The sequence below is a fragment of the Ensifer sp. ENS02 genome (genome assembly GCF_014851885.1).
GTDB classification, from domain to species: domain Bacteria; phylum Pseudomonadota; class Alphaproteobacteria; order Rhizobiales; family Rhizobiaceae; genus Ensifer; species Ensifer adhaerens.
On the sequence record NZ_JACVAO010000004.1, the window covers coordinates 56,343 to 68,815 of the forward strand.

Annotated in this window: 9 protein-coding genes; 2 read left to right on the plus strand and 7 right to left on the minus strand. The window is 62.5% G+C overall.

Features of this window, described 5'->3' with window-relative positions:
• From IB262_RS09910 to IB262_RS09920, 3 genes are all read right to left on the minus strand, one after another.
• Nucleotides 1-1,614 carry an ABC transporter substrate-binding protein gene (locus IB262_RS09910; RefSeq protein WP_234798813.1) on the minus strand — a complete coding sequence of 538 codons (1,614 nt, stop codon included), beginning with the start codon at nucleotides 1,612-1,614 and terminating at the stop codon, nucleotides 1-3.
• Between the two features lie 282 nt (nucleotides 1,615-1,896).
• Nucleotides 1,897-2,790: a DMT family transporter gene (locus tag IB262_RS09915; protein ID WP_034789649.1), complete on the minus strand. Its 894-nt coding sequence runs from the start codon at nucleotides 2,788-2,790 to the stop codon at nucleotides 1,897-1,899.
• A 111-nt stretch (nucleotides 2,791-2,901) separates the two neighbouring features.
• A complete protein-coding gene (locus IB262_RS09920) occupies nucleotides 2,902-3,831 on the minus strand; it encodes a sugar ABC transporter substrate-binding protein (protein WP_034789652.1) in 930 nt (309 codons plus the stop codon).
• Nucleotides 3,832-4,170: 339 nt separating this feature from the next.
• Between IB262_RS09920 and IB262_RS09925 the strand changes: the two genes are divergently transcribed.
• A complete protein-coding gene (locus tag IB262_RS09925; protein ID WP_034789655.1) occupies nucleotides 4,171-4,968 on the plus strand; it encodes a C1 family peptidase in 798 nt (265 codons plus the stop codon).
• Nucleotides 4,969-5,022: 54 nt separating this feature from the next.
• Here the strand turns inward: IB262_RS09925 and IB262_RS09930 are convergent, their stop codons facing one another.
• From IB262_RS09930 to IB262_RS09940, 3 genes are all read right to left on the minus strand, one after another.
• Nucleotides 5,023-8,178, minus strand: coding sequence for an efflux RND transporter permease subunit (locus IB262_RS09930; protein ID WP_034789658.1), 3,156 nt, complete (start codon nucleotides 8,176-8,178; stop codon nucleotides 5,023-5,025).
• Between the two features lie 26 nt (nucleotides 8,179-8,204).
• The gene (locus IB262_RS09935) at nucleotides 8,205-9,293 is read right to left on the minus strand and encodes an efflux RND transporter periplasmic adaptor subunit (RefSeq protein ID WP_051659168.1); all 1,089 of its coding nucleotides are present in this window, start codon (nucleotides 9,291-9,293) and stop codon (nucleotides 8,205-8,207) included.
• 119 nt (nucleotides 9,294-9,412) lie between these two features.
• Nucleotides 9,413-10,021 carry a TetR family transcriptional regulator gene (locus IB262_RS09940; protein ID WP_034789660.1) on the minus strand — a complete coding sequence of 203 codons (609 nt, stop codon included), beginning with the start codon at nucleotides 10,019-10,021 and terminating at the stop codon, nucleotides 9,413-9,415.
• Between the two features lie 265 nt (nucleotides 10,022-10,286).
• Between IB262_RS09940 and IB262_RS09945 the strand changes: the two genes are divergently transcribed.
• Nucleotides 10,287-11,255, plus strand: coding sequence for a DUF808 domain-containing protein (locus IB262_RS09945; protein WP_034789661.1), 969 nt, complete (start codon nucleotides 10,287-10,289; stop codon nucleotides 11,253-11,255).
• 75 nt (nucleotides 11,256-11,330) lie between these two features.
• On the opposite strand, the gene speB is transcribed toward IB262_RS09945, so the two are convergent.
• On the minus strand, nucleotides 11,331-12,284 hold the full coding sequence (speB, locus tag IB262_RS09950) for an agmatinase (RefSeq protein ID WP_089042994.1): 954 nt from the start codon (nucleotides 12,282-12,284) through the stop codon (nucleotides 11,331-11,333).
• Nucleotides 12,285-12,473: the final 189 nt, after the last annotated feature.

Below are 12,473 nucleotides of genomic sequence, written 5' to 3' on the forward strand. Positions count from 1 at the left end.
TTATTGTACGGGCTTCAGGCGGAGCAGATGCACCAGCCGCATCCGGTTGTTGTCGTGATCCTCGGGGTTCATGACAGGCTCGTCCTTCGTCACCCAGCCGGTAAAGCGCTTGGTCGAGAACTGATACCAGGTCGGACCGTTGAAGACGGGAACGACGGGCAGGTTGTCGGCGACGATCACTTGCACCTGATCGAACAGCTTCTTGCGGTCGTCGTCCGTCGCCGCCCGGCGGTAATCATCGAAGACCTTGTCGAGTTCGGGGTTGGAATAGCGTGACGGCGCGCTGGTGATACGCCCACCGAAGCCGGTCGACAGCGACTGGAAGTAGCCGCGGAAAGGCGTCGGGCCGTCGGCACGCGAATTCATCACCGCCTCGAAGCTGCCGTCGAGGATCTGTTTCTGCCACTGCTCGTATTCGGGCGTTGCGACAGAGGCGTTGATGCCAATCTTGCGCAAGCCTTCGGCCGCGATCTGCACCGCGTCGATCCAGTCGGTCCAGCCGTTCGGCACGATGATCGGAAAGGCGATCGGTTTGCCGCTCGGCGTGGTGCGGAAGCCCTCGCCGTCCTTCTTGTAGCCGGCATCGTCAAGCAGCTTGTTGGCCTTGTCGATGTCATAGGCGAGCCACTCGTCCTGAGCACCCTCGGCGGCCTTGTTGCGCCAGCTGTCGAAGCGCGGCGGCAGACCGCTCGCATGGGTGTTGACGACGGGATAGCCGAAACCGGCGATATCGACCATCGCGGTGCGATCCATGGAAAGGCTGAAGGCGCGCCGGAACGTCATATCGTTGAAGGCCTCGGCGTTGCCCGGATTCGACGACTTGAAGTTCATCTGGAACGAAACGGTTTCGGCTGGAGGCTGCCAGTAGCCATTATGGTCAGGGTCGAGGCCGACATAGGTCTTGTCGATCTGCGGCAGGAACGAGCCGAACCAGTCGATCGAGCCCTCCGGCAGGAGCGCCAGCATCTGGTCGTTGCCGGAAATCTGCGGCAGCTTCAGGCAATCGACCTTCAGCGTCGCCGCGTCCCAATAGTTGGGGTTGCGGCACTGCTCGTAGACCTGGGGCGTGAAGCGGCGGATCTCGGTCATCGGGCCGGAGCCGACGGGCGTCTCGTTCTTGAAGGCCAGCGGATCCTTCACGTCCTTCCAGATGTGCTCGGGCACCACCGGGAAATCGGCAAGCGACTCCGGAAAATGCGTGTCGACATCCTTGAGGTTGATCTTCACCTCGGTCGTCGACGGCGCCTCCACCGAAGCGACGGTTTCGCCAACGCCGACGGTATCGACCGCCGGGTTCTTCAGCATCAGCTCGAGCGTGAATTTCATATCTGCCGAGGTGAGCGGCTTGCCGTCCGACCATTTCACGCCGTCGCGCAATGTATATGTGATCGACTTCAGATCGTCGGCAAATTTGTAGGCGGTCGCAAGCCGAAAGACCGGCTTGCCGCCGTCGTAATCATTGAAGATCACCAGCGGCTCGTAGACGAAATCCATGGTGCTCTGCCGCCGACCGCCGAGGTCGAACGGGTTGAAATTCTGCACCCAGCTCGTCTGCTCCTCGATGTGCATGGTGAGCACGGATTCAGCGCGGGCCTCAGCGGCGCCGATCATCATCAGCACGGACGCGACGCCAACAAAACGCCGTGTCGTTCCGCTCCTTCCGCCCCCCGGCGCGTTGCGCAAAGGCCGCATTTCCTCGACTGCCGTCATGACGAATTCCCCCTCAGGTTTCGTTGATCGAACTATTAAGTCAAGTAATTTGACTTAACGATAAGTCCGTCAAAGTCGCGCTGTCAATCGGGGTATTTTCGCCGAGACTAAAGTTATGGTCCGAACCGCCAAGTGGTATTTCGAACGAGAATACCACTTCCGAAATCTTGCGATTTGGCGGCTCTTTCAGGCGGCGGAATTTGGTCGGAAAACGACTTGGCCAAGCATCGCGAGCAGAATCACCGCGCAGCCCAGGATCTGGGAAAGGCTCAAGGGTGACCCCAGAAACGCCAGCGCGAAGACGAGAACCCATACCGGTTCGCAGCACATGATCACCGATGCCCGCGCCGCAGAGATCATCTGCTGGCCGCGAAACTGCAGGACGAAGCGCAGGCAGGTCGAGATCAGGATGCTTGCCAGAAACCAGCCCCAGATCGCGATCGAAGGGACTGCCGCGGGCATCTGTTCGACAGGCAGCGAGACCGCGAGGATGACCACCCCTGCGGCCACCAGCTGGATCGCGGCTGTGGCCACCGCGCCTACTTCGGTGGAATTGCGTTTGACCAACGCAATGCTCGCCGCCCAAAGCAGGGCCGAGACCACAAAATAGAGGTGAGCCACCTCCACCCGAGCGCCGGGGCCAAGAAACAGCAAGCCCATCCCGGCAAGCGCGACGGCGATCGAGATCCCGAGCGCTCGCCCGACCGGCCAGCCGAAGAACAGCAGACCGAAAACCGGCACCAGCAGGTTGCCGGTCGAGGTGATGAAGGCCGCAACGCCCGGGTTCGTCGTCTGTTTCAGGCCGAAAATCCAGGCCATCATGGCGACCGCAAGGGCGAGCGCGGCGGGAAGCAGCAGGCGCACCGCCCTGCCGAGTTCGGCAAAGGATGCGAACCTCGCCAAGAGACCGATCAGCAGACCGGCGATGACAAAACGGCTGCTGAGGAAGAGCAGTGGCGGAAACTCGGCAAGAGCGTGGATCGAAAACAGCCATCCGGCGCCCGCCACAAAGGCCGCGATCGCGATCTGCAGATCGGCAATCGGCTGGGAAGGGGGCTGGGCGGAACGATCAGGGGTCATCTGTTGGACACCAGAGAAGCCGAAAGGCCGTAGCGAGCGGCCTGCCGGCTTCTCTGTCGGTTACAACCGAGATCTACCAGTGATTGTTCGGATTGTGACAAGAACGGCCGTCTACTGGTTCGCCTTGGCGTAGTCCTTCATGTTCTCAGGTGTCACCAGTTCGAACGGAACCCAGATATGCCGTTCGGTCTTTTCCTCCCGCGCCAGGGCGACGGCGGCATCCATCGCGGTCGCGCCCTGCGCGATTGCGTTCTGGAAGACGGTGACGTCGAGATCGCCTGCGGCCATGGCGGCAAGCCCGTCCGGCGTCGCATCGATGCCACCGACCACCACCTTCGACATGTCGGTGCCCGCCGCTTTCATCGCCTGGATCGCGCCGATCGCCATCTCGTCGTTGTTGGCGATGACGGCATCGAATTCCCGTCCTGTCGAGAGCCAGTTGGTCATGATGTTGCTCGCCTCGAGGCGATCCCAGTTGGCGCTCTGTTCCTCGATCACGCTCATGCCCTTGCAGTCATCGGTGGCGATGACGTCGTGAATATCCTTCGTCCGGGTCAGCGACGAATGATTGTTGAGCGGTCCCATCAGCACATAAACGGAACCCTTGCCGCCAAGCAGCCGGCACACTTCCTTCGTTTCCAGCGTGCCGGAATCGATCTCGTTCGAACCGACGAAGGCGGCAGTCGCCGGGAGCCCATCGGCATCGGCCGGCGGGTGGTTGGCGTAGACGATCGGAATACCGGCGGCACTCGCCATTTTCGTCAGCGCCGGCGTGCCGTCGCCATCGACGGCAACCACGACGATCGCGTCGACGCCGGAGGATATGAAGTTCTGTACCTGGTCCAGCTGCTTGCTCGGATCGTTCTGGGCGTCCTCGACCTGAACCGAAACGCCATCGAGCTTGGCGGCGCGGTCTTCCATGCCCTGACGCAGGATCGTCAGGAACGCGCTATCGGAACGGGCAATGGTGATGCCGATGTTTTCGGCGTGAGCGGTACCAGCCAGCAGAACCGACATGGCGGCAAACAGCAACTTCCTCATTCGAAACCTCCCAAAGGAACAGATGACCTGTGAGTCATAAACGGAATACATGGTCCATTGAAAGTCAATAATGAAACATGCATTTCATTATTGTGCAGCAATGGAATGATCGAAACCCCGCGAAACTCGGGATTTTCGGCATGCAAAATCCTGATAAGAGCTACCTATGAGTGCATCATCTTGATACGAGCACCGCGTATCCGGGGAGATTTCGACTGCGCCTTCGGGAAACGAGGGAGCCGCTTTCGGCTGTGTCTCACCGGAAATGCCGGCGGCGCGCGACGCCTGTGACATCACGCCTTTAACCCACGCAACCCTCGCTGTCGGCAGGAGATCCCGATGACCGTACAGGAAGCAATCCTCAACTTCGGCTATGATCCCACGATCAAGGAAGATGGCCCGACGCTCCGGCCGCCGATACCCGCATCACTGCCGAGCGCGGCAACCGTCAACGCGCTCTACCTGCCGCCGCCCAAGGCGCAGGGCACACCGAGCCATGTCGGCAGCCCCGGCAGTTGCGCCGCCTGGGCCACGACCTACGGGCTTGCCACCTATTGGGCGGCCGTTTCGACCGGCGAAGCGCCGTTGCAACCCGTGCGGCAGGCAAGTCCGGCCCATATCTACATCGAAGTGATGAAGAGCTACGGGAAAACGGGTTGCGCGGGATCACAGCTGGCCTCCTATCTCAATCTGCTCAAGCAGGGCGGCACCCCAAACTGGGAGACGGCTCCCTATTTTCCGAATTGTCCCGAGCTGTGGTCGCGCTACGATCCCGGCGCCCTTCCCGACGCCAGCTTCCAGATACCCGGCTGGGCGACGGTCGAGACCAGCGATCTCGACGCGATCAAGGCCGTCATCGTCGCGGGCGGAGCGCTCTGCTACGGCACGTCACTGAACAAGAGCTTCATGCAATATGAAGGGCCGGGCCCATTGAGAGGGCCTCTGGAAAAGTTGCCGAACACCGGCCATTGCATGTTGGTCATCGGCTATGACGACGAGCAGCAGGCCGTCCTCATCCAGAACAGCTTCGGTGAGAATTGGGGCTGCGAATGGAACGGGCGTCGCGGCTACATCTGGATGGGTTACGAGTTGTTCCAATGCCTCGCCCAGGGCCAGGCGATGTACATCACCGGCTGACGTCGGGCGGCTTGCCCGCCGCCCGATCTACCATCCCTGAACGGAGCCGTGGCCCTACTCCGCCGCCACGGCTGCGGGATAGGCTACGGTCTTCGTGTCCTCGGCCTCAAGGCTTGCCGGCGTCTCAGGCTCGACGGAGCTCTTCTTCGGTTCGCGACCGAAGAAGAGCGCATAGCCCGCCGGCAGAACCAGGATGGTCAGCACGGTCGCGACCAGGATGCCACCCATCATGGCGTAGGCGAGCGGCCCCCAGAAGACACCGCGCGAGATCGGGATCAGCGCCAGCACGGCCGTCAAGGCGGTAAGCGTGATCGGCCGGAAACGCCTGACGGCGGAGCCGATGATCGCCTCGGCGCGGTCCATGCCCGCGGCGATATCCTGGTCGATCTGGTCGACGAGGATGATCGAGTTGCGCATGATGATGCCGAGCAGCGCAATGACGCCCAGGATCGCAACGAAGCCGAAAGGCGCACCGCTGATCAAAAGGGCAGCAGCCGCACCGATGATGCCGAGCGGACCGGTCGCGAGAACCAGCATCGCCTTGCCGAAATGCTGCAGCTGGATCATCAGCAGGATGACGATGACGCCGAGCATGATCGGCGCCTTGGCGGCGATCGAGGCCTGGCTTTCGGCAGAGTCCTCCGCGCCCCCTTGGATGGCGATCGAGTAGCCGGCGGGCAGGCTGTCGCGCAGCGGCTGCATTTCGCCAAACATCTTCATCGCCACGTCGTTCGGCTGCACACCATCCGGCAGGGTGCCGCGCACGGTGATCGTCGGCAGGCGGTCGCGGCGCCATTCGATGCCCTGCTCGAGCACCGGCACGACCTTGGCAACCTGCGAAAGCGGTACGAAGCCACCGAAGTCGGTCGGGATGTATATGGAGTCGACCGAACTCAGCAGCTTGCGGCTTTCAGCGGGCTCGCGGGCAACGATCGCCACCGTCTCCTCGCCATCGCGGAAATTGTCGAGCGGCGCACCCGTGACGCTTGCCTGCAGTATCTGGCGAATGCGCTGCGAGGTGACCCCGAGCGCGCGGGCGCGGTCCTGGTCGATCACCAGCTTCATGCCCGGCACCGGCTCCAGCCAGTCGTCGTGCACGGCGCCGAGCAGCGGGTTCTCGTGGAACTTCGCCTTGACGCGATCGGCAATACGCCTGACTTCGTCGCGATCCGGCCCCATGATGCGCATCTGCACCGGCCAGCCGGTTGGCGGGCCCAGGAACAGGCGATCGACCTTGGCGCGGATCGAGGGGAAGTCGGCAGCTAGAATTCCGCGCATCTTGGCGATCAACCGTTCGCGCGCCGGCTCGTCCTTGGCCATCACGAGAAGCTGGGCAAAGTTCGGATTGCGAAGCTGCTGGTCGAGCGGCAGGAAGAAGCGCGGCGCGCCCTCGCCAATATAGGTGGCGATGAAGCGCTTGTCCTCGTCGTCCATCATGCGGGCTTCGAGTGCCTTGGCCTGCTTCTCGACTTCCTTGATGCTGGTGCCCTCGGGCAGCCAGAGATCGACGAGGATCTCCGGCCGCGACGACTGCGGGAAGAAGTTCTTCGGAATGAACTGGAAGGCCCAGAGGCTGACGAAGAAGAGGGCGAGCGTCGTCGACAGCACGATGATGCGATGGCGCACGGCCCAGGTGACCGTCGTGCGCAGGCGACGGTAGAAGCGCGTGTCGAAGACGTCGTGATGATTGCCGGCGTGGCTGCGCTGCTTCAGGAGCATATTGCCGAGCCAGGGGGTGAAATAGACGGCAACGAACCACGAGACGACGAGCGCGATGCCGACCACGTAGAACAGCGAGCGCACATACTCCCCGGCGGTCGAAGCGGCAAAACCGACGGGAATGAAGCCGGCCGTGGTGATCAGCGTTCCGGTCAGCATCGGGAAGGCAGTGGAGGTATAGGCGAAGCTCGCAGCCTCGACCTTCACCAAGCCCTCTTCCAGCTTTCGTTCCATCATCTCGACCACGATCATGGCGTCGTCGACCAGAAGGCCGAGCGCAATGATCAGTGCGCCGAGCGAGATGCGCTGCAGGTCGATGCCGAGCTCGTACATGATGGCGAAGGTTGCAGCCAGCACCAGCGGAATGGTGATCGCGATCACCAGGCCCGAGCGCCAGCCGATCGACAGGAACGACACGACGAGCACGATCGCCAGCGCCTCGCCGAGCGCCTTCATGAATTCGCCGACGGCTTCCTTGACCACTTCAGGCTGGTTGGAGACCTGGTCGACCTTGACGCCATAGGGCAGCGACGCTTCGAAGTGCTGATAGGTCGCCTCCACCGCGTTGCCGACATCGGTCACCTTGAAGCCCTTGGCCATGACGACGCCGATCTGGACGCTGTCTTCACCGTTGAAACGGAATTTGCGCGAATAGGGATCTTCGAGACCGGAGCTGACCGTGGCGATATCGCCAAGTCGGGTGATCTGGCCGCCGGCGCGAAGCCTCAGGTTCTTCAGGTCCTCCACCTTGTCAAGACTGCCTTCGACCGAGATGCGCACCGAGCGCGTGCCGGTATCGACCGCGCCGGCCGGGTCGATGTTGTTCTGGCCGGCAATCGTGCTGCGCAGGTCGTTGAGCGTCAGCCCGCGCTCGGCCAGCGCATTGGATGAGACGTCGATATAGATCTTCTCCGGCTGGTCGCCGATGATGACGGCCTTCTCGACGCCGGGCGTCGTCAAAAGCATGTCACGCGCCTGGATCGCGAACTTCTTCAGCTCCGGATAGCTGTAGCCTTCGCCGCTCAGCGAATGCAGTGTGATGAAGGTGTCGCCGAACTCGTCGTTGAAATAGGGACCGAGCAAACCTTCGGGCAGTTCGTTGGAGATGTCACCGACCTTCTTGCGGACCTGGTAGAAGGCATCCGCCACCTGTTCGGCATTGGTGTCGCCTTCGACCTGCAACGTGATGATCGCGCTGCCGGCACGCGTATAGGAGCGCACGAAATCGAGATGCGGCGTTTCCTGCAGCTTGCGCTCGATCTTGTTGACGACCTGGTCCTGCATCTCCTCGATCGAGGCCCCCGGCCAGAAGGCCTGCACGACCATCACGCGGAAGGTGAAGTCCGGGTCTTCCTTCTGCCCCATGCGCATCAGGCCGAAGACGCCGGCAAGGATGATGAGGCCGAACAGGAAGCGCGCCATGCTCGGGTGCGCGATCGCCCAGCGCGAAAGGTTGAAGGGCCGGTTTTCGTCGGAAGAGGAGGTGGTCATCGGCTCGGTTCCGCGGTTTTCGAGTGTCAGCGCAGGAGCGGGACTTCGGCCTGGGCCGAAGCGGAGTGCTGCGTCGTCGCGTTCGAGATCGTCACCTTGAGATCGTCGGCCATGAACTGCGTCCCGGCAGCAACGACAAGGTCGCCGACCTCAAGCCCATCGGTGACGCGCACGCCGTCAGCGGTGAAGTCGGAAAGCGTGACGGGACGGCTGCTGACGGTTTCGGTGCCGCGATCGACAACCCAGACGATGGTGTAGCCGTCCTTCTGTGCAAGCGCGCTCAAAGGGACCGAGACGTAAGGCTTGCCGTTGCCGGCCGACGCCTCGACGGTCGCGGTCATGCCGAGCAGAACCCGCGGATCGTTCGGCAGGCTTACCCGCACGGAAAAGGTCCGCGACTGCGGGTCGGCGCTGCCCGCCACCTCGCGTACCGTGCCGTCAAGCGACAACCCGGTGTCGGACCAGAGCCCGACCTTGACCGGCAGGCCGGTCTTGAAATTGGCGATCTCCGTCTCGGGCACGGCGACCTGCACTTCCTTTTCGCCTTCGACGGCGACAGTCGCGACAGGCGTGCCCGAACCGACGACCTGGCCGACATCGGCATTGATCGTGGTGACGATGCCCGGCCGGTCGGAGACGAGGTTCGTATAGGTCACCTGGTTCTCCACCTGCGACAGCGCCGACTTCGCAGCGTCGCGGGTCGCCACGGCCTGATTGTAGCTCAGCACCGACTGATCGAATTGGGCCTGCGAGGCAAATTTTCGGGCGAGCAGTTGTTCGGCGCGATCGCGCACCAGCTTGACTGTCTCGACCTGACGCTCGGCCGCTTCCAGATTGGCCGAAGCGCTGCGCACGGCGAGCTCATAATCGGTGGCGTCGACGCGGGCGAGCAGATCGCCGACCTTTACGCGGTCGCCGACATTGACGACCCGCTCGACGATCTTGCCGCTGACGCGGAAGCCGAGGTTCATTTCGGTCCGTGCCCGCACGGAGCCGGAATAGCTGAGCTGGCGGGCCGTGTCGGCCTCAGCAATCTCGACGACCTTGACCGGGCGCACCACCGCAGTGGCTTCGGTCTTTTCCTGCGAGCAGCCGGCCAGTGTCGCCGCGAGCATCGAGAGGAGTGCAGCAGTGGCAAAAAATGAAGTACGGCGGCGAAATTCTATGAGCTTAAACATGTTCGCACTCCCAAAACAGGCTGGCGCAGGCCGAAGCCGCGCCGGAAATATTTCTGCTAAATTTTCAATGCGTTGATCGCGAACTCGACCAGCTCTTCCGGGCTTGCGCGGTTCGTCTTGCTCAGACACTGGGCGACCATTTGCGGGTGGCAAAGCGTGACGGTCGCCGCCCCAAAGCAACGGGACGCGGCATCGGCGTCCTGGTCGCGAAACTCGCCCGCGGCAATCCCCTCGCGGATGACGTCGGCGAGGAGCGCGTCGATCCTGTCGATGTGCTTGTCGATGACGTGCCACTCGCGTTCGATGGCAACGATCACCATCTCGTGCACCTTCGTGTCGTCGAGCATCAGTTCGACCGTCATTTTGTGCTGTGCGTGGACGTAGCGGTGCAGGCGCTCGCTCGCGCTCAGCGGCAACTGGCAGATCTCCTGCGCCATCTGGTAGCTGGCCGCGAGCATGCGCGCGCAAAGCGCCTGGTGGATCTCGGTCTTCGAGGCAAAGAAACGGTAGATGTTTGCCGGCGACATGCCGAGCTCGCGGGCGATGTCGGCAACATTGGTCTTGCTGTAGCCGAAGTGCCGGAACAGCCCCTCCGCTGCATCGAGGATGCGCGTGATGTTGTCCTGCCGTGTCTGGTCGACGACGATATCGTTGCTCACCGGCATCGCTGGCCTTTCGATTTACGACTGACGAATTTCGTATTTCGTCAGTCGTAAATCGAAACGAGGTGTGCGTCAATGGCACAGTCGGGCGTGGTTGATCACGTTTTGAAGAACGAGCGAGACGCCCTCCTCTGGCACACGAGGGCCTCCGCGACGCAGACTGGGTGACGGGGTGCAACCGCGGCGCCGTTGACTCGACACGCTATGGTGGTTACTGGCGACTTAACTGCCGTGTTTTTCGGATTTCTCTCAAAGGGTTCAGCCATCGATGGCCACAGGTCTCATCGCCCTCCTCGACGACATCACTGCGATCGCCAAGATGGCTGCGGCCTCGCTTGACGACGTTGCCGCCCAGACGGTGAAGGCCAGCACCAAGGCCGCTGGCGTCGTGATCGACGATGCGGCCGTGACGCCACGCTATGTCGTTGGCCTGACGCCGGAACGGGAACTGCCGATCATCGCGCGGATCGCCTTCGGCTCGCTCAAGAACAAGCTGCTCTTCCTTCTGCCGGGAGCCCTTCTGCTCGGCTACTTCGCACCCTGGGCGATCACGCCGCTGCTCATGCTCGGCGGCATCTATCTCTGCTACGAGGGCGCCGAGAAGCTCTATGGTGCCCTCTTCCCCCATGCCGCCCACGCACATGAGGAAGCCGTGCTCGGCGCGACGAGCGATCCGGTAGCGCTCGAAAACGAGAAGGTTGCGGGCGCCATCCGAACCGACTTCATTCTTTCCGCCGAGATCATGGCACTGACGCTCTCGACCGTTGCCGACGCCAGCATCTACACACAGGCAGCAGTTCTGGCCGGGGTCGGCATCCTCATCACGCTTGCCGTCTACGGAGCGGTCGGCTTGATCGTGAAGGCCGACGACGCCGGCGTCGCGCTTGCCAAAAACCCCGTCGCGCTCCTGCGGCCGCTCGGCCGCGGACTGGTGCTCGGCATGCCCGTGTTCCTCAAGGCTCTCGCCGCCATCGGCACCGCCGCCATGCTGTGGGTCGGGGGCAGCATTCTCGTGCACGGCATGGCGCAACTTGGCGAGGCCGGGCCTGAACATTTCATCCACGACATCTCCGAGCATGTCGCGCAGGCGCTTCAGTTCGCGCCCGGGCTCGTCGGCTGGTTTGCGACCTCGGCACAGCAGGCACTGCTCGCCCTCGTCGTCGGCGCCATCACGATCGTCGTCTTGGGTAATGTCGTCGCGCCGATCTGGGGGCGTCTGCGCCCGGCAAAGCGCTAAAGGCGTTCGAAAGGTTTTCGGAAAGGAGGCCGCCTCCGGCCTCCTGCCAATCCGCAATCAAGCTTGCCGGAGCCGTTACCGCTTGTACTTCACCCCCGGCAGCACGCAGAGCATTTCATAAAGCAGGTTCGCCGCGGTGATCGCGGTCGTTCCAGTCGTGTCGAAGGGCGGGCTCACCTCGACGAGATCGGCGCCGACCAGGTTGAGACCGCGGCAGCCGCGGATAATCTCGAGTGCCTGGATGACGGTAAGGCCCCCGATCTCGGGCGTACCGGTGCCTGGCGCATAGGCGGGATCGAGGCTGTCGATGTCGAAGGTCAGGTAGGCCTTGTGGTTGCCGATCTTCGCGCGGATGCCTTCGATCAGTGGCACCAGCGACTTGTGCCAGCATTCCTCGGCCGGGACGACGGTGAAGCCCCTGTCGCGCGACCAGTCGAAGTCGTCGGACGCATAGCCGGTGCCGCGCAGGCCGATCTGGAAGACGAGATTGGGATTGAGGCAGCCGTCCTCATAGGCGCGACGGAACGGCGTTCCGTGCGCGATCTTCTCGCCGAACATCGTGTCGTTGATATCCGCATGCGCATCGACATGGATGAGGGCCACCGGCCCGTGTTTTTCGGCAATCGCCTTCAGGATCGGGTAGCTGATCGTGTGATCGCCGCCGAGGGTCAGCGGGATACAGTCATGCTTAAGGATCTCGCGGATGCCGCGGGTGATGATCTCCATATTGGCCGGCAGGTTGAAGGTGTTGATGGCGATGTCGCCGATATCGGCCACCTGCAGGCTTTCGAACGGGGCGGCGCCGGTCGCCATGTTGTAGGGACGGATCATCACGGATTCCGCGCGGATCTGGCGCGGTCCGTAGCGCGTACCAGACCGGTTGGACGCGCCGATATCCATGGGGATGCCAACGAAGCACGCGTCGAGGCCTTCAGCCGACGTCGCGGTGGGAAGACGCATCATCGTGCCGGGGCCGCCGAAGCGGGGCATATCGTTGCCGCCGAGCGGCTGGTTGAATTTTTCGTCCATGGAAGTTCTCCCTTTCTGTCGCCGGAACCCTAGCAGCCATTGCCATCCGAAAAATGCCCTTCGATCGAACGTTACTTCGATCGCGGTCAAACAAACATGCCCGATGCGGCAAAGGCCAGCGTCGATTGCCGTTTACGATGCCGCCGCGTCTCCCACACCTAGCCAAAGGGAGTGTTGCCCTCAAAGGAC